Raw genomic sequence first — 17,405 nt, forward strand, 5'->3', positions numbered from 1 at the left:
GACTCAATTACCATATAAAAAGGTCGATAGCGGAGAGTTGTTGCACACTTCTACTATCGAATAGCTAACAACATTCTTGCTCCAACTTGTAGAGAAGATCGAGTGCATCACTGTCATCACATTCTGCAAAATAGCTGTATAAAACGTTTAATTGATTGCCGACAAAATTTAGGTTGTCACGCCCCATATTTTTTTGCTCTAGCTGCTTACTACGAAAATAACTATGCCACTGTTCTTTTCCATGTCCAGCATCTAAATGTTTATCTAAAAGACTGATAAGCAGATCTGCATTTTGATCACATTCAATATTACAAAAAGAGATATAACGATCCGTATCTTGATTTGACATTACCCATTCCTTAACTACAAATGTTTGAACAAAAAAGTTCACAGGGCAAATAGCAAGCCAATTTATAACAACATGATTTAAATAAAAAAATATTAATTTGACTATTTTACAATTGTAGTAATTACTCTAATTTTGTTGCCATTCAGACAATTAAAATAAATAGTTAAACAGCTATAGAATAATCATCTAATGGCATCACCATTTCAAACGCAGACCTCTTCATTTTCGTAATATTCACATTTTATCGATATGCTCTTGTGTATTGATGCATATAGGGTGAAACGTTGCAGATATTTAATTTTTCACTTAAATTAAAACAAATAATAAGAAAATAAATCGTCAGTGTTGTACTTGCATTTTTGTCACATGAGGTGATTTATGTTCGGGATAGTAACAAAGAGCATTAGAGCCAAACTTTCTATATCAATGGGGATTGCTGTTTTATCGCTCATTATCTTATTTCTAACCTACGGCACGCTAACCAAAAAACTAAATAAAGGTGTAGATGATTTTGGTCATCAGTTCCTTCCTTCTGTTTCTTTCGTTTTGAATGCTGACCGAGATTTATATCAAGCTTATGTTGCTCAACTCCATTATTTGCTTAGTCCGGGGCAAGACGATTTAAAAGACTTCAAAGATAATGCTAAGCAAGCTTATGACCGCATGATGAAGTTTAAGAATCTGATGGATGACCACCCAGCAATTACGAGCAAAGTGAATGACTTTGAAAGCCGTTTTAGAAAATGGGAGCAGTCGTCGAATGAGTTTTTCAAGCTGGTAGATAACGGTAATACCAAAGAAGCCGAAGCGTTACTTGGTTCATCAGTTTCTGATGATTTCCAGAGTTTAAGAGAGCTCTATGATATTGCCAGTCAAGAGCTAGATTCACAGGCCAACGTCGAAGTAAATGAATTCTCAGAAGAGACTTCAAAGATGCAGCTCTACATGTTGATATTCGTAGCCTTCATCATCATCCTTACTGGAGCGTTAAGTTATGTCGTTCCTAAAGTGCTGGTCAGCAGTGTCAATGACCTCACTCGACGTATCAAAGAAATCAGCGAAGGTGATGGTGATTTAACGCAACGCATCAACTCCAAACGCACCGACGAATTGGGTAAGCTTGCTTCGGCATTTGATGACTTTGTGGCTAAGTTACAAACCCTCATTTCTGAAATCTCATCAAGCAGTACGTCGCTAGAAAACAATGCAGTACAACTTACAAATACTCACGAGAATGCTCAACGCGTAAGTAATGAACAAACGAGAAGCATTGAGCAAATTGCTGCGGCAGTAAATGAATTCAGCGTATCCATTCGAGAAGTGGCAGAACGCACCCTAAGCACAGCGAACGAAACGGATCACACCGCAGAGCTTACTACTCAGGGTATGAAAATCATTGATAACTCGGTGGATGAGATTAACCAACTCGCGAACTCCATCAAAAAAGCCAACCAAGTGATTGAGCAGTTGGCGAGTGAATCAAACAATATCGCTACTGTACTCGAAGTGATTCGTAACATTGCAGAACAAACTAACCTACTCGCTCTTAATGCCGCTATTGAAGCAGCACGAGCGGGTGAACAAGGCAGAGGGTTCGCGGTCGTTGCCGACGAAGTTCGCTCTCTGGCAAGCAAAACGCAAAAATCCACTGAAGAAATTCAGAACATGATCGACAAATTACAAAGCGGAGTGAAAGACGCCGTGAGTTCAATCTTAGATGGTTCAAACCGTGTTGAGAAGAACGTTGAGTTGTCGCTAAACATTCAGCAAATGTTTGAATCTATTCAGTCTTCTGCAACGATCGTTAGTGACATGGCAACTCAGATCGCTACTGCGACAGAGCAACAAAGCAGTGTGTCCGAAGAGTTGAGCACCAACCTTGAACACTTAAACGAACAAAACCGAGTGAGTCAAGGTTTGTCGAATGAGATTAACGAAGTAGCGAAACGGGTAGGCAGTTCAGTTAATAAACTGTCTAAAGATGTAGGTCAGTTTAAAATCGGTTAACCCTCATTCCCGAACATAGACAAAGGAGCACTTATCTGTGCTCCTTTTCACTTTCTCACCATTAATACTGACAAAAAATAAGGAATGCGGAAGTATATGTACTTAGTTTCACGGTTATAATGACGTTATCTTCCACTTACTAAGGCAACATGATGAAAGCGAACATTCTCTCCCGCAGGTTATCCACTTTAGGACTACTATTCTCAATGTTTGTTAGCGCCTCCGTTTTTGCTACCGAAGCACCGTCATTAGAAGCAACTAAACCCGCTAAATCACCAGTTCTAGATGTCAACGTAAACTCAGTCAATGTTGAGTTAACCACCGTCGGTGAGGCCACTAAGCAGTTAGCGGAAGCCATGCAAGCCTTGTCTGGCTCGTTAGACACCTTAGCCAACAGCGATGTAGAACTGTCGCCGGAGAACCAACAAAAGCTATCTGAAATGATTGGTAGTGCTACTCAGTTGACCAACTCTGTGAATACCATGCTGGAAACTATTCCTAACACGGCTCGCGAACTGCCTCAGGTTAACGACTCCTTAGCCGGAATTGCACTTAGTCTTGAATCCATCAACAACGACGTTATCGAAATGCTGGCTCAGTATCCTGATTTTGTCAGCAACACAGAAAAGCTGTTTGATGTATCCAAAGACCGCATCCCAAGCATTTCATTAAATGTGTTGGATAACGTAATGTGGAAACTGATAATTACCCTGATTATCGTGGTATCTATCATTCTGCTCTTGGCGGTTGGGCTGCCAGTTGCTTTCATTTACGGCGTAGTGGCTAAACCCAAAAAAGCGCTGCTGGACAAACTGGAAGCTAAGCAATAAAAGCATTCAACAAATAAGAATATTGAACACTAAAGCTGCTTCGTTATCGGTTCCATATTGCGAAGTGGCTTTTTCGGCATGAAGTACTCACAAGCTGCTCTCGTTGCAGAGGTAGGCTGCTCCCATGCACCACACAAATCTTTTTGATTGTCGGGTGTGCGGGAAAATTGTCGGCACTGTCCGCATTTGTTCATGTAAGTTGTCTCCTTCAGCTTAGCGAAAACTGTGTTTACCTTAGCGTCAACCCACCCACTCTACTTTGATCCAAAACAGACGAAACAGGCTTTGTGTTATTGGAAGAATAGCAACAAAGTAATAACGATAAAAAACGGTGGTCATTGACCACCGTTTGTACTTCAACAACATCTATTTGTTGTTCATCACTCTGCTATTTCGTATCTACCACCCGTTCGATTGCTAGCATCGGAATTTGCTCGGTTTCATCCGATCCGAAAGCGACAAAGCCTTCGCTTGCATTTTCAAGCATCAAGCTTAAAACACCTTGCTTACGAGCCATTTCAACAAGTTCTGTCACGTCTAACTCAACCCACTGTTTCTTGTCTTTGTCACTAATGGTTAGTGCCTGATTGGTTGGCAATGCCGTACCATCAACATCATTCCATGTGACGTAACTTTCGTGCCAGTCGGTATTGTCCAGCTTAAGTAAGTTGATGACTTGCTCTGTCGCACCGCTAAAGTCACGAACATGAAGTTTCAACGTCGCTTTCTTAACTGGCGTATCCGTTAATCGTTCTAAGTTGAACTTAAGCAGTGATTTTGAAGTCTTGGTAGCGTTGGCATCTTGCGATTCTTTGTCGGCTATTTGACCGACATACAAATCCCAGCGAGAAACAATATCAAAGTTTTCATCTGCATAACGACCGCCTTGAACTTCCGTATCCGCTTCAGCCAGCAGGTCAAATTCACTTTGACTCGCTAACACTTTCTGTTGCTGTACTAACATTGAATGACGAGGTGTGTTATCAATCTTCTCATCCCAAGCAAGCGTCAGTGTTTTTCCTGTTTCCGCCTCACCACCCGGTGTCAGAACTGAATGTGTTACGTTGCCATATTTAGCAGACATCAGCGTCAGCTCAAGCGGAGCAAAACTTTGACCAGGAGTGGATACGCTCAATATCGGCTTGTCACCACTTTCATCAAGGATAAGCACAGATGGAAGGTTGGCTTTAATAACAGTGCCTCCTCCCAGTTCTACTTCCCCTGCTTGATGGAAAACAATGCCCGTCACATTCAGGCCTTTATGTGCGACTGCTTGAAGTTTCTCATTGTTTACCAGAACCGATACCGGAATGTCCGAAGCATAAACCGCGACTTGTTCGGCTTTTGTTCCCGGGACAATAATGTATTGATAGTTTTGATTTTCAGGCTTGAAACCATGACTGATCGATAAAGCAAACACTTCTTTACTTACTGATTCCGGCTTATTTGCAGTACGAATCGAGCTCCAATCACCAGTTTGTGTCTGATTGGAAAGCTTGCCATGCCAGTTTTCAGGGAACACATAACCTACGTTGTCGTGATGAACCCATTTAGTGTCAGTAAGTGCACGTTTGCCATTTTCAATCGTCTTACCATCAACCGTGACCTGCCCATTAAGCAGAACTTGGTTAACAGATGTATTGACGTGTTCATGGTTGGTTGAATAGATACCTGCACCAAGTGCAACCACTTCATTCGAGAAGCTAAACCAAGCTTTCTTGGCTTTTGTTCTTCCTTTCCCTTCACCGTACTTGTAGAAATTTGGCTGAGTTGAATACGCCGTTTCTGCATGGCGAATGTTGATATCCATATCCATTACGGTAACGCCAAACTTGCCGTTAGACACGCCACCAACAAATGACACATCTGGCTGCGTGATGCGTCCCCAATCTGCGGCTTGCCCTACGTATTCAGGAGCAGTAACACCCGGTACAAGTGTCCAGTCCCAGACAGGAAAGATATTGTGATACTCGTTACCACGTTGCAACAGGAAGGTACTGCCGAATCCCAGCCAAAATCCTTTCAAGTTTTCGCCATTCCCCGCTTCGGCAGGTTCAACACGTTGCGAGTTCATACCGATACTGAACATATACCCGTCGGCAGATTTCACTGAATAGTCACTGCGCCAGAAGTGCTTAAAACCATTCAAGCCTGAACCGGCATCTCCAAACTCATGGCGTTTAAAGTTTTCCGCATCCTGAGCGCGTTCTGGAGCCCATTTCGCAATCAAATCCATAGGTGTGTTTTCAGGAAGAGCCTTTGCTGCCTCCGCCATGTATTCAGTGGCTTTGACTCGGCTAATTCCTCGGCTCATTGTGTTGTAGTCCCACTGTCCATGACGTTTAGACCAACGCTGCCCATCCATCATATACGATACGAGAATCTCTGTTTTATCTGCCGAAAACTGCCATGGTAGGCCATCCACGAAACTTGCCCATTTCGCTGCAGCATCAAACCATACCGGACCGTAACCCGAGGTATAGAGCTGTGGTCCATGCTGATGAAACGAGTAATCGTGTTGAATACCTTCTGCTGTGCTAACCGTTATAGTGTCTTCTATATCTGAAATAGCTTTGCCGACCATTTCGGCATCTCCGGTCAATAAACCTCTGTTTAATACCGCCAAAGCAATGTCTGTTCGGTTCGCCGCTTTCGGAATCGGGCTGTTAGGGTTATTTGGAGAGTAATTTGGAGTATCCGGCAAATAGCGAGCAATACGTTCTAATAGAGCGCTATCCAAAGCATCTTTAGCCATCACCGCACTGTAACCTATACGTTTTGGAATACCGATGTCGTGCCACCACCAGTTCCAGCTTTTCGGATCTGCATCTAACCAATATGTGAGTGCATTACTCACCGCTTTACCCAGTGCCGGTGTCGGATTCTTATTGTATTGTGCAGCTAAAATCACTAATCGATCCAAATGCAAGCTCGGCTGCCAGCCCGGCTTTTCAACTTGTTGATAATTGACATCCGCCCATGACCCTTGCCCGGAAATCGAAGCCAAATATTCATCACTCAACTCTGCGAGAGTCTTGCCCTGCTTCTTTGCTGAAGCTTCTGAACTTGCAACGAAATCAGGTATCACCCTTTGCTTAAGTGTTGCAAAATCTTGAGCGTTAGCTTTTCTCTCCTTGCGCTCAGTTGCATTGTCTTGAGTCAATTGGGTAGCGTCATTTACATTCTTTTGAGCCTCAGAGGAGGAAGTATTCTCTTTACAACCCATCACCGCCATTAACGAAATGGCTAAAAGTGAATATTTGAAATTTTTCACGTTTTATCCTTATTTATTAACCAGTTGATAAACCGGAGCGAATCATAAAAAGGAAGCTAAACCGTACGTAACTGACTCTTTGGTTTTCTGAGACTGATTATGAAAATTAGTTAAATGTTCAGTGAATAACTGCGAAGCATATTCAATCGGAGTAGATTGTTACGAAGTTAATCGAGCCGGAATGACTTGATTGTGAGAAATGAGGTTTCTTAGCTCACACCCTTTGTGAATAATGAGTGCAATAAAGCCCTTAATGAACATAAACTTATACGATTCGATTAATTCTTGAACTTCTACGGAGCCTGTTATGAAATCACTTGGCGCATTGTTGCTCCTACTCCCTCTGCTCGTTGCTTGTGCTCCTGACGATAGCTCACAAGCTCTCGGGACTTTAGAACGAGACAGAGTAACGTTCTCAGCCACCAGCAATGAAATCATTAGAGCGCTTCCGGTAAAGGAAGGTAGCCAAGTCAAAATAGGTGACGTGTTGGTAAAGTTAGATACCACCAGCCAAGAAGCGATGCTGGCACAAGCTATTGCTCAGCAAGCAAAAGCCAATGCTTATCTGACCAAACTGACCAATGGTGAACGACCAGAAGATATCGCTGTAGCGCAAGCTAAAGTGACCTTAGCAACGGCGAAACTGACTGAAGCCAACAAAAACTATCGCCGCAAAGCAGAACTGGTATCGAAAAATCTCATCAGTGAATCTGAAAAAGATACCGCCCTGTCTGCCAGAGATTCAGCCAGAGCCGAACTAGACTCAGCGAAAGAAGAGTTTGCCAAACTCACCGCAGGGACTCGTGTAGAAGATATTGAACAGGCAAAAGCTGAACTTGATGCAGCGGTTGCTAACACGGCTGTGCAACAACAGAAGCTCGACGAGCTAACCATTGTATCCACCCGTGATGGTGTGCTTGATAATTTGCCATATAACTTAGGGGAACGAGTTTCTGTCGGCAGTATTGTGGCTGTTGTACAAGCAGACAATTCGCCGTTTGCTCGAGTATACGTACCAGAACCCTATAGAGTTAAATTGACACAGGGAACAAAGTTACAAGTGCATGTGGATGGTGTAGAACAAACTTACCAAGGCACTGTACGTTGGATAGCAAATGAACCTTCATTTACACCTTACTACGCGCTGACAGAAAATGAACGAGCGCGATTAATGTATCTGGCAGAAATTGATTTATCCGATGATGCGCAAAACTTGCCATCAGGCATTCCCGCTCAAGTAGATTTGCCCTAGGAGCGATGATGACGGAATACGCAATTCACGCAGAGCACGTCGTTAAAAAATTTGGCGATTTTACGGCAATAGAAGGCATCAATCTAAGCGTTCCTAAAGGCAGTATATATGGCTTTTTAGGCCCGAATGGCTGCGGTAAATCAACCACCATCCGAGTTCTTACTGGCTTGCTCAGCCCGACTTCTGGTTCTGTTAATGTTTTGGGCTTAGAGATCCCAAGACAATCAGAACAATTACGTTTGAAAATTGGTTACATGACGCAAAAATTTTCTCTCTACGATGAACTCACCGTTGAGGAAAATTTGCAGTTTATGGGGCAGATTTTTGGTATGAACCGAAAAGCGCTCACACAAAGAACCAACGAACAACTGAAAACTTACGGCTTAGATGAACGCAGAAAACAGCGTGTATCAAGTATGAGTGGCGGACAAAAACAGCGTCTCGCTCTCGCAGCAGCCACAATGCACAATCCTGAGCTACTGTTTCTTGATGAACCGACCTCTGCGGTTGACCCTGAAAACCGCCGCGAGTTTTGGGAACAGCTATTTGATCTCTCCTCTCAAGGAACAACCATTCTTGTCACTACCCATTACATGGATGAAGCGGAACGCTGCCATAGGCTTGCGATTATGGAGTCAGGTGAAATTCGCGCTGATGACGAGCCGGAAAAACTCATGCAGCAAATGGGCGTAAATATTGTTGAAGTAAAAGCGCCGAATCTTCGCAAACTCAAAGAATCGTTAACATCCTATCCGCAAGTTCGCTCAGCAGCGCAACTTGGTGTTCGATTGCGTGTGCTTATTCATCGTGAAGTCACCAATCCAATCGAATGGCTCAAATCCGTAGAGCCGAGTTTAGCCAACGCCGAACTGACAATTGCCCGACCTAGCTTGGAAGATGTATTTGTCTCAGTCACAGGGAAAGGCCGCCAATGAATAGTCTGTTTCGAATGAAAGCCGTAATGATCAAGGAACTGCGCCAGTTATCCCGTGACCGTATCACGTTTGGCATGGTGGTCATGATCCCGCTTATTCAGTTGTTGCTATTTGGGTTTGCCATTAATACGGATGTTCGTAACATCCCCGTTGCTGTCGTCGACCAAAGTCAGAGCGCATTTGGGCGCTTACTTACAGAATCAATCAAAGCGACCCAAGTGGTTACTGTAACTAAGCAGTACCCGACCGCCAAACATGCAGAGCAAGCCATTGAACAGGGAGAAGTTCGTGCGGCTTTGATCTTGCCAAAAGACTTACTTCAACGTTTGCAGCAAGGCAGAGAATTAGGACAATGGCTGGTCGATGGTTCGGACACCATTATCGCGGGATCTATCCTGGGCCTTAGAGCCATGCCGCTTACTGATTTTGATTTCAAAATCAAACCCGCAAGCACACCCACATTTGAAGTGACTTTGCTGTATAACCCGAGTCGCCGCTCGGCTGTCAATATTGTCCCCGGTCTTTTAGGCGTCATATTGACCATGACAATGATCCTGTTTACCAGCGCTGCAATCGTTCGAGAAAGAGAACGAGGCAATTTGGAATTGCTGATAACAACGCCAATACATCCTATCGAACTGATGGTTGCGAAAATTGTTCCGTATATCTTTGTTGGTCTGATTCAGGTGTTCATTATTCTCGGCTTAGGGCATTACATTTTTGCAGTACCCATTAACGGTGATATCAGCCAGATTTTATTTGGTACCTTATTGTTTATTTCCGCAAGCTTAACTCTCGGTTTGATGATTTCAACGCTGGCAAATACTCAACTTCAAGCCATGCAGATGACGGTGTTTATCCTCCTGCCTTCTATTTTGCTTTCGGGTTTTATGTTTCCGTATGAGGGAATGCCCGTCGCCGCGCAATGGATATCAGAAGTATTACCGGCAACCCATTTTATGCGCTTGATTCGGGGGATTGTGTTAAGAGGAGCGGACTTGACAGACCTCTGGAAAGACACGCTTTGGCTGGCAGGATTTACTTTATTAGGGCTGATTATCGCGTCTTTGAGATTCAAAAAATCCTTGGATTAGCGCGAAGCATTATGTTGTGAGAATCTGTCGCAACTCATAATTGATTGATGCTTGCATGGTGTCTCAAACAACTTTGTGAACGATTACGCATTAGAAAAAATATGGGAGGATCTGCGTTGACTAAAAAATGAGCAGATCCTAACTTTTTTAATGGTCACATCGTTTACGGAGGTCAAAATGAAACGCGCGAGTAACAGCTACCGTTTGCAGCTCATCAAAGAAGTTGCTATCAGAACACAAGCATCCAACGCGGATCCTACTGACCCAATGGCTTGCCATATACGAGCAATCATGTCCGAACAACGTAATTCTGAACCTTTTAAAGATGTGAACAGCAAATTTAGCGGAGTGCACTTCGACGCTCACGCTGGTGGCTGGGTCAGTGATCTTTGGTCTTTAAAATAGGCCAAGTCTTTATTACATCGTCCTAAAACAATGATTGTTGCGGGCTCTCGGATTCGGGAGCCCCTTCGTTTAATGCTTTGTTTTGCGCTATTTTTCGGCGATAACGTTGCCTGCACAGTTTGATAACGTGAATTTGCTGAGCTGGCGTCATTTCCAACCAACCAAATCTTTCTTCACGCTTGCGCATGCACCCTCGGCAATACCCTTTCTCGTCCATTGAGCAAACACCAATACAAGGACTGGGCACAGTAAAAAATTCAAGCTGCTCCATGAGTATTCCTTCTGTTCGGTGATTGAGTCATCAAGCCTTATCTTAAGCCTCAACGAGGTTACTTCTGGCTTGTGTTTACAGTTATAAGTATAGAAAAGGGAACTTTCAATCAACAAATTCTAACCAATCTGAGTGATTCAGCGATTCCTGCGCAAGTTTGCCCGATTTAGGTGCATTAAAGTGGTAAACAAAGTGATTTTGATCACCTAATCTTCATCCTATCAATAAAATTCGTCGATCATTATCACACAAGATATTTCTCTCACTGTTCAACTTCAATTTAATGGCCTAAATTTCATCGAAACGTTTCGATGAACTGTTTTTTTACCGTTACAGCGATAAAAACACTTTGTTCCAAAGACAAAACATTTGCGATTACAAAGGTAAAACAATGAAAAAAAGCGCCCTACTGAACTCAGAACTCTCTTACTTGACGGCAACACTGGGTCATACCGACGAGATCACTATTTGCGATGCTGGTTTACCGATTCCAGACGAAACACAACGCATCGATTTGGCCTTAACTCATGGTGTGCCGAGTTTCTTAGACACTGTTCGCGTCATTCTTTCTGAGTCTCAAATTGAAGGTGTCGTAATGGCCAGTGAGTTTTCTCAGGTTAGCCCAGAGCTTCACGCTGCTTTACTTCAAGAACTCAAAGACGAAGAGTCACGCTGTGGCAAAGCCATCAATATTGCTTACGTGTCGCACGAAGAATTCAAAGTACGCACTCAAGATAGCCGTGCGGTTATCAGAACGGGCGAATGTACCCCGTACGCAAACGTCATTTTCCAAGCTGGTGTGGTTTTTTAATTCCATCTCCCACTCAACAATTGAGGAAAGAGCATGACTCAACCAATTTTAGCGCTAAGCAACATTGATAAAGCCTTCCCGGGGGTTAAAGCGCTCGACCAAGCAGGTCTGAATGTCTATCCCGGCCGTGTCATGGCGCTTATGGGCGAAAATGGCGCTGGCAAATCAACCTTGATGAAAGTGTTAACAGGCATCTACACCAAAGATGCTGGTGACATTCAATATCAAGGACAACCTGCGTCATTTAAAGGACCACGAGATTCTCAGCAAGCTGGTATCAGTATTATCCACCAAGAACTTAACCTGATCCCAGAACTGACGATTGCAGAAAACATCTTTCTCGGTCGCGAAAAAACCAGCCCTATGGGCCGCATCCTGTGGAATGAAATGTATCAGCAAGCGGACAAGTTACTCGCTCGCCTGAACGTAAAATACAGTTCTAAAACTCAGTTAGGCGCACTGAGTCTTGGCGAACAGCAGATGGTAGAAATCGCCAAAGCGTTATCGTTCGAATCAAAAGTCATCATCATGGATGAACCTACTGATGCGCTTACAGATACTGAAACAGAGTCGTTATTCAAAGTAATCAACGAACTGCGTGAACAAGGTTGCGGCATTGTCTATATCTCTCATCGCCTGAAAGAAATCTTTGAGATTTGTGATGACGTAACGGTACTGCGTGACGGTAAGTTTATCGGTGAGTGCCCTGTTGCTGACATCAACGAAGATGGTCTGATTGAAATGATGGTTGGCCGTAAACTTGAAGAGCAATATCCACGTATCGACGTTAAACACGGCGACACTTGCTTAGAAGTGATTGGTTTAACAGGATCCGGTGTTCACGACGTCAGCTTTACACTCAAAAAAGGCGAAATCCTTGGTGTTTCTGGCTTAATGGGCGCGGGTCGTACCGAACTGATGAAAGTCATTTATGGCGCCCTACCGTCTGAACGTGGCGTAATTAATTTAGATGGACGCACCATTAACCCAGTCAGCCCTCAAGACGGCTTGGTTAACGGTATCGCGTACATCTCTGAAGACCGTAAAGGTGACGGCCTGGTATTAGGGCTTTCAGTGAAAGAAAACATGTCACTTTGCGCATTGGATAAGCTTTCTAAAGGCATTCAGTTGCAACACAACGAAGAAGCCATCGCAGTAGAAGACTTTATCCAGCTCTTTAATATCAAAACACCATCAAGAAATCAGATCATTGGCAATTTGTCTGGTGGTAACCAACAAAAAGTGGCTATCGCTAAAGGTTTAATGACCCGTCCAAAAGTATTGATTCTTGATGAGCCAACTCGCGGTGTCGATGTCGGCGCAAAGAAAGAAATCTATCAATTAATCAACAAGTTCAAAGCAGAAGGCATGAGTATCATTTTGGTGTCTTCAGAAATGCCAGAAGTCTTGGGTATGAGTGACCGCATAATTGTAATGCACGAAGGTCGAATCAGCGGCGAGTTTTCAGCTAAAGACGCCAACCAAGAAAATCTATTAGCGTGTGCCGTAGGCAAAACGGTGAACGAGGAAGCAGCATGAGTACTAACACTATGAATAAAACAAATTCTGTCAGCGAAAAGAAGTTGCTGAGTAAAGAGTGGCTGATCGAGCAGAAATCACTGATCGCTTTGCTGGTTCTGATCGTCATTGTCTCTTTTCTAAACCCGAACTTTTTTACCATGGATAACCTGATGAATATTCTTCGTCAGACTTCGGTAAACGCAATCATAGCCGTAGGTATGACATTAGTTATTCTGACTGGTGGTATCGACCTGAGTGTCGGTTCTGTACTTGCTCTTTGTGGTGCTTTTGCCGCAAGCCTTATTGCTATTGAAGTTCCGGTATTAATTGCTGTACCAACAGCACTTCTCGCTGGCGCTGCACTAGGTGCAATCAGTGGTTTCGTGATTGCCAAAGGTAAGGTTCAGGCGTTTATTGCGACCCTAGTTACCATGACTCTACTACGTGGTGTGACCATGGTTTACACCGACGGTCGACCAATCTCTACTGGCTTTACCGATACTGCGGATGCATTTGCATGGTTCGGTACAGGCTACATGCTAGGTATTCCAGTTCCGGTATGGTTGATGGCAATCGTATTTGCCGCAGCTTGGTACCTTCTAAATCACACTCGTTTTGGCCGCTACGTCTATGCGTCGGGCGGTAACGAATCAGCGACACGTCTTTCAGGTATTAATGTAGACAAAGTTAAAATCGGCGTTTACGCAATCTGTGGTCTTCTTGCAGCTCTTGCGGGCATCATAGTGACTTCGCGTCTATCGTCTGCGCAACCTACAGCAGGCATGGGCTATGAGCTTGATGCTATTGCAGCGGTTGTGCTAGGTGGCACAAGCCTACTGGGCGGTCGCGGTAAGATCATGGGCACACTGATTGGTGCTTTGATTATCGGCTTCCTGAACAACGCACTAAACCTGCTAGATGTGTCTTCTTACTACCAAATGATTGCAAAAGCAGTGGTTATCCTGCTTGCAGTACTTGTAGACAACAAAAACAAATAACCCGTGAAACAACAGACCTAACTTCGGTTAGGTCTCCCCCAGCATAAGGAAATTAAAATGAAAAAATTGGCAACTCTGATTTCAGCTGCACTGTTATCAACCTCTGTTTCTGTCTCTGCATACGCGCAAGATACGATGGCAATTGTCGTCTCTACGCTTAACAACCCATTCTTCGTTACGATGAAAGATGGCGCAGAAGCAAAAGCAAAAGAGCTCGGCTATAACATTATCGTTTTAGATTCACAAAACGACCCAAGTAAAGAGCTTTCAAACGTGGAAGATCTTACTGTTCGTGGCGTGAAAGCAATCCTAATCAACCCAACGGATTCAGATGCGGTATCGAACGCAATTCGCATTGCAAACAACGCTAAGATTCCAGTATTGACTCTGGACCGTGGTGCAAGCCGTGGCGACGTAGTGAGTCACATCGCATCTGACAACATTGTTGGCGGCGAAATGGCAGGTCACTTCATCATGGAAAAAGTGGGTGAGAAAGCCAAAGTTATTCAGCTAGAAGGTATTGCTGGTACATCTGCTGCTCGTGAGCGTGGTGAAGGCTTTATGAACGCGGTTAAAGGCAGCCAAATGCAACTACTTGCTAGCCAACCAGCGGACTTCGACCGTACTAAAGGTCTGAACGTAATGGAAAACCTACTAGCAGCGAACCCAGATGTTGAAGCGGTATTTGCACAGAACGACGAAATGGCTCTAGGCGCACTTCGCGCAGTTCAGGCTTCTGGTAAAAACGTAATGATTGTTGGTTTTGACGGTACAGACGACGGTATTGCAGCGGTAGAACGTGGCAAACTGGCAGCAACGGTTGCTCAACAACCAGATATGATCGGTGCGTTAGGTGTAGAAACAGCTGACAAAGTACTGAAAGGCGAAAAAGTGGAAGAGTACATCCCAGTTCCACTAAAAGTTATCACTAAGTAATTGCGTATCAATACTTAATTGCTAATCACACCCTCTCCTCACGGGGAGGGTGAAAAAAGACAGCTTTAATGTTTTAAACTTTAACGTGTTAAGTAAATAAAGACTTTAAACCTCTCTTTTTTATTCCTAAAACACTGAGGACTTCTTCTATGAATAAGTTGGTGGTATTCGGTAGTGTCAATGCAGACCACGTTCTTCAAGTACCGACTTTTCCTCGCCCAGGCGAAACACTTCACGGCCGTAATTACCAAGTTATCCCAGGTGGCAAAGGCGCAAACCAAGCTGTAGCGGCAGCTCGTTTGAAAGCCGATGTCGGTTTTATTGCTTGTGTGGGTGATGACTCGTTTGGCATTAACATTCGCGAAAGCTTTAAAGTCGATGGCATCAACGTATCAGGGGTCAAGCTACAACCAAACTGCCCTACTGGTATCGCAATGATTCAGGTCTCTGACAGCGGCGAAAACAGCATCTGTATTTCTGCCGAAGCAAATGCAAAGCTCACCGCAGAAGCGATTGAGTCGCATCTTGACCAGATACGTAATGCACAATACTTCCTTGCACAGCTTGAAACACCGCTGGACGGTATTATCAAAGCTGTTCAAGTGGCAAAAAGTGCGCAAACGCAGGTGATACTAAACCCTGCCCCTGCACGTGAATTGCCAGATGAGCTGCTTAGCTGCGTCGATATCATTACTCCGAACGAAACTGAAGCTGAAGTGCTGACAGGCATCACCGTCTCCGACGATGAATCAGCACAAAAAGCGGCGGATATTCTTCATAGTAAGGGAATCGAAACCGTCATGATTACTCTCGGTGCCAAAGGCGTTTGGTTGAGTCAGAACGGTAAAGGCGTCATTATTCCGGGATTCAGAGTAAAGGCGACCGACACAACTGCAGCTGGCGATACCTTTAACGGCGCTTTTGTTACTGGCTTGTTAGAAGAAATGCCTTTAGAATCAGCAATTAAATTTGCACATGCCGCCGCAGCGATTTCTGTTACTCGTTTTGGCGCGCAAACCTCTATTCCACAACGCTCTGAGGTTGATGCATTCTTAGCTGAACAAAAGTAAAGGATACTGATGACATGGCAACAATGAAGGATTTAGCAAAACTCGCCGGAGTTTCAACATCGACTGTTAGCCATGTGATCAACAAAACCCGTTTCGTAAGCGATGAGATTGCGGAACGGGTTAACAAAGCCGCTCAAGAACTCAACTACGCTCCTTCCGCTTTAGCTCGCAGCCTTAAAATGAACCGCACCAAAACCATAGGTATGTTGATGACAACATCAACAAACCCATTCTTTGGTGAAGTGGTTAAAGGTGTCGAACGCAACTGTTACCAACAAGGCTATAACTTGATTCTGTGTAACACAGAAGGTGATCACGAGCGCATGAAAGCCTCAATCAATACCCTGCTACAAAAACGCGTAGACGGTATTATTTTGATGTGTTCTACATTGGTCGGTGAACGTATTGAAGAGTTTGAACGCTACCCAGATATCCCTGTCGTGGTGATGGACTGGGGCCCGATGCTGTTTTCCAGCGATAAAATTCAGGATAACTCTCTGCTTGGTGGCTACATGGCCACTAAACATTTGATTGAGAGTGGTCATAAAGAGATCGGCTGTATTACGGGGCCTTTGAATCATCATCAGGCACAGATGCGTTATGAAGGCTACAAACGTGCGCTGCGTGAAGCTCATTTGGAAATACACCCTGAATGGGTTATGGAGTCGAACTTTGAATGCCAAGGGGGCTACGACACGTTTATCAAGCTGATGAAGTCAAACTCGTTGCCAACAGCTCTCTTTGTGAGTAACGACATGATGGCAATGGGTGTGATTAACGCAGCTAATGAAAACAACCTCTCAATTCCGGATGACATCTCCATCATAGGCTACGATGATATTCACATTGCCAAGTTTATGTCTCCGTCGTTAACCACCATTCATCAGCCTAAATACCGCTTAGGAAAAGCGGCTGTTGATACACTGCTTAAAAAGATCAACAAGCTGAGCAATGAGCCTGAGATTATTCAACTCGAACCAACACTTATCGTTCGTAAAAGTGTTAAACAACTTTAGGAATTGTCTTACACACGGCAATTGACAACCCGACAATATTTATACATTTCAATAAGTAACAAGAAGATTGATGTGATTTCAGACTCAATCTATGACCTCATGCTGACAAAAACAGTGTTTTATTGACTATACTGAGCGGAATTTCCACATTCGGAGTGAATCATATGAAGCTGATTTCTAAATCGCTACTTGCAGCGGTAACGCTACCTGTAATTTTAACGGCTTGTCAAAGTACTGGTGATGAAGTGCAAATTACTGCTCAAGACCTACAACACCACAACTGGGAACTTACTCAAGTTGATGGTAAAGACGTAGTGAAGAATGAACGCTTAAGAACTCCTAACCTAGAAATTGGCGAAAAAATGATTGCCAATGGTAACGCTGGCTGCAACAACTTTTTCGGCCAAGCGGAAGTGAAAGACAACAAGTTCCGTATTGAGAAAATGGGCAAAACCATGAAGATGTGTATCGGTGACATCATGGATACCGAACAAGCGGTTTCTCAAACGCTACAAGATTGGAGTGATATGACGCTAACTAAAGATTCATTGGTACTGAAAAACGATGTCCACACACTGACATTTAAACTTAGCGACCATATGAACTAAGCGTTTATAAACACATAAGCGAATCATA

At 43.9% G+C, this 17,405-nt stretch carries 17 protein-coding genes; 13 read left to right on the top strand and 4 right to left on the bottom strand.

The window, feature by feature from the left end; all coding sequences use genetic code 11:
* Positions 1-64: 64 nt before the first annotated feature.
* A complete protein-coding gene (gene cowN / locus HKI82_RS07520) occupies positions 65-349 on the bottom strand; it encodes a N(2)-fixation sustaining protein CowN (protein ID WP_102941739.1) in 285 nt (94 codons plus the stop codon).
* A 378-nt stretch (positions 350-727) separates the two neighbouring features.
* On the opposite strand from cowN, the gene HKI82_RS07525 reads away from it, so the two are divergent.
* Together HKI82_RS07525 and HKI82_RS07530 are read left to right on the top strand one after the other, a co-directional pair.
* Positions 728-2,356 (top strand): methyl-accepting chemotaxis protein, encoded by a 1,629-nt coding sequence (locus HKI82_RS07525; protein WP_102941738.1) that lies wholly within the window; start codon positions 728-730, stop codon positions 2,354-2,356.
* A 206-nt stretch (positions 2,357-2,562) separates the two neighbouring features.
* Positions 2,563-3,186 (top strand): hypothetical protein, encoded by a 624-nt coding sequence (locus tag HKI82_RS07530; protein WP_102941737.1) that lies wholly within the window; start codon positions 2,563-2,565, stop codon positions 3,184-3,186.
* 29 nt (positions 3,187-3,215) lie between these two features.
* Here HKI82_RS07530 and HKI82_RS07535 read toward each other — a convergent pair whose 3' ends face one another.
* Both HKI82_RS07535 and HKI82_RS07540 read right to left on the bottom strand, forming a co-directional pair.
* Positions 3,216-3,380, bottom strand: a complete 165-nt coding sequence (locus HKI82_RS07535) for a hypothetical protein (RefSeq protein WP_171137648.1) — start codon at positions 3,378-3,380, stop codon at positions 3,216-3,218.
* Positions 3,381-3,574: 194 nt separating this feature from the next.
* A complete protein-coding gene (locus HKI82_RS07540; RefSeq protein ID WP_171137649.1) occupies positions 3,575-6,460 on the bottom strand; it encodes a polysaccharide lyase family 8 super-sandwich domain-containing protein in 2,886 nt (961 codons plus the stop codon).
* Between the two features lie 307 nt (positions 6,461-6,767).
* Between HKI82_RS07540 and HKI82_RS07545 the strand changes: the two genes are divergently transcribed.
* The 4 genes from HKI82_RS07545 to HKI82_RS07560 all read left to right on the top strand — a co-directional run bounded on the left by HKI82_RS07545 (position 6,768) and on the right by HKI82_RS07560 (position 10,146).
* A complete protein-coding gene (locus HKI82_RS07545) occupies positions 6,768-7,712 on the top strand; it encodes an HlyD family secretion protein (RefSeq protein WP_171137650.1) in 945 nt (314 codons plus the stop codon).
* Positions 7,713-7,720: 8 nt separating this feature from the next.
* Entirely contained in the window at positions 7,721-8,647 is a 927-nt protein-coding gene (locus tag HKI82_RS07550; protein WP_171137651.1) for an ABC transporter ATP-binding protein, read from the top strand.
* Positions 8,644-9,741: an ABC transporter permease gene (locus HKI82_RS07555; protein ID WP_102941733.1), complete on the top strand. Its 1,098-nt coding sequence runs from the start codon at positions 8,644-8,646 to the stop codon at positions 9,739-9,741. Before HKI82_RS07550 ends, HKI82_RS07555 begins: the two co-directional genes overlap by 4 nt.
* 177 nt (positions 9,742-9,918) lie before the next feature.
* Positions 9,919-10,146: a hypothetical protein gene (locus HKI82_RS07560; RefSeq protein ID WP_042482134.1), complete on the top strand. Its 228-nt coding sequence runs from the start codon at positions 9,919-9,921 to the stop codon at positions 10,144-10,146.
* 22 nt (positions 10,147-10,168) lie between these two features.
* On the opposite strand, the gene HKI82_RS07565 is transcribed toward HKI82_RS07560, so the two are convergent.
* On the bottom strand, positions 10,169-10,417 hold the full coding sequence (locus HKI82_RS07565) for a DUF1289 domain-containing protein (protein WP_042482132.1): 249 nt from the start codon (positions 10,415-10,417) through the stop codon (positions 10,169-10,171).
* Between the two features lie 391 nt (positions 10,418-10,808).
* On the opposite strand from HKI82_RS07565, the gene rbsD reads away from it, so the two are divergent.
* The 7 genes from rbsD (at position 10,809) to HKI82_RS07600 (ending at position 17,377) form a co-directional block, all read left to right on the top strand.
* Positions 10,809-11,228, top strand: a complete 420-nt coding sequence (rbsD, locus tag HKI82_RS07570; protein ID WP_042482130.1) for a D-ribose pyranase — start codon at positions 10,809-10,811, stop codon at positions 11,226-11,228.
* Between the two features lie 33 nt (positions 11,229-11,261).
* Entirely contained in the window at positions 11,262-12,767 is a 1,506-nt protein-coding gene (rbsA, locus tag HKI82_RS07575; protein WP_112403959.1) for a ribose ABC transporter ATP-binding protein RbsA, read from the top strand.
* Positions 12,764-13,747, top strand: a complete 984-nt coding sequence (gene rbsC / locus HKI82_RS07580) for a ribose ABC transporter permease (RefSeq protein ID WP_171137652.1) — start codon at positions 12,764-12,766, stop codon at positions 13,745-13,747. The genes rbsA and rbsC overlap by 4 nt, the downstream gene beginning before the upstream one ends.
* Before the next feature lie 57 nt (positions 13,748-13,804).
* Positions 13,805-14,683, top strand: a complete 879-nt coding sequence (gene rbsB, locus HKI82_RS07585; RefSeq protein ID WP_102941729.1) for a ribose ABC transporter substrate-binding protein RbsB — start codon at positions 13,805-13,807, stop codon at positions 14,681-14,683.
* A 149-nt stretch (positions 14,684-14,832) separates the two neighbouring features.
* A complete protein-coding gene (rbsK, locus tag HKI82_RS07590) occupies positions 14,833-15,753 on the top strand; it encodes a ribokinase (RefSeq protein WP_171137653.1) in 921 nt (306 codons plus the stop codon).
* 14 nt (positions 15,754-15,767) lie between these two features.
* The gene (locus tag HKI82_RS07595) at positions 15,768-16,769 is read left to right on the top strand and encodes a substrate-binding domain-containing protein (RefSeq protein WP_171137654.1); all 1,002 of its coding nucleotides are present in this window, start codon (positions 15,768-15,770) and stop codon (positions 16,767-16,769) included.
* A 164-nt stretch (positions 16,770-16,933) separates the two neighbouring features.
* Positions 16,934-17,377 carry an META domain-containing protein gene (locus tag HKI82_RS07600; protein ID WP_042482118.1) on the top strand — a complete coding sequence of 148 codons (444 nt, stop codon included), beginning with the start codon at positions 16,934-16,936 and terminating at the stop codon, positions 17,375-17,377.
* Positions 17,378-17,405: the final 28 nt, after the last annotated feature.

Source organism: Vibrio plantisponsor (assembly GCF_013041605.1).
In the GTDB taxonomy this organism is placed as follows: Bacteria; Pseudomonadota; Gammaproteobacteria; order Enterobacterales; family Vibrionaceae; genus Vibrio; species Vibrio plantisponsor.

Coding starts and splice junctions, on each gene's coding strand:
- rbsA (WP_112403959.1), top strand. CDS start 11,262: ATGACTCAACCAATTTTAGCGCTAAGCAACATTGATAAAGCCTTCCCG.
- rbsB (WP_102941729.1), top strand. CDS start 13,805: ATGAAAAAATTGGCAACTCTGATTTCAGCTGCACTGTTATCAACCTCT.
- rbsC (WP_171137652.1), top strand. CDS start 12,764: ATGAGTACTAACACTATGAATAAAACAAATTCTGTCAGCGAAAAGAAG.
- HKI82_RS07530 (WP_102941737.1), top strand. CDS start 2,563: ATGTTTGTTAGCGCCTCCGTTTTTGCTACCGAAGCACCGTCATTAGAA.
- HKI82_RS07560 (WP_042482134.1), top strand. CDS start 9,919: ATGAAACGCGCGAGTAACAGCTACCGTTTGCAGCTCATCAAAGAAGTT.
- HKI82_RS07535 (WP_171137648.1), bottom strand. CDS start 3,380: ATGAACAAATGCGGACAGTGCCGACAATTTTCCCGCACACCCGACAAT.
- HKI82_RS07525 (WP_102941738.1), top strand. CDS start 728: ATGTTCGGGATAGTAACAAAGAGCATTAGAGCCAAACTTTCTATATCA.
- HKI82_RS07545 (WP_171137650.1), top strand. CDS start 6,768: ATGAAATCACTTGGCGCATTGTTGCTCCTACTCCCTCTGCTCGTTGCT.
- cowN (WP_102941739.1), bottom strand. CDS start 349: ATGTCAAATCAAGATACGGATCGTTATATCTCTTTTTGTAATATTGAA.
- HKI82_RS07600 (WP_042482118.1), top strand. CDS start 16,934: ATGAAGCTGATTTCTAAATCGCTACTTGCAGCGGTAACGCTACCTGTA.
- rbsD (WP_042482130.1), top strand. CDS start 10,809: ATGAAAAAAAGCGCCCTACTGAACTCAGAACTCTCTTACTTGACGGCA.
- HKI82_RS07550 (WP_171137651.1), top strand. CDS start 7,721: ATGACGGAATACGCAATTCACGCAGAGCACGTCGTTAAAAAATTTGGC.
- rbsK (WP_171137653.1), top strand. CDS start 14,833: ATGAATAAGTTGGTGGTATTCGGTAGTGTCAATGCAGACCACGTTCTT.
- HKI82_RS07565 (WP_042482132.1), bottom strand. CDS start 10,417: ATGGAGCAGCTTGAATTTTTTACTGTGCCCAGTCCTTGTATTGGTGTT.
- HKI82_RS07555 (WP_102941733.1), top strand. CDS start 8,644: ATGAATAGTCTGTTTCGAATGAAAGCCGTAATGATCAAGGAACTGCGC.
- HKI82_RS07595 (WP_171137654.1), top strand. CDS start 15,768: ATGGCAACAATGAAGGATTTAGCAAAACTCGCCGGAGTTTCAACATCG.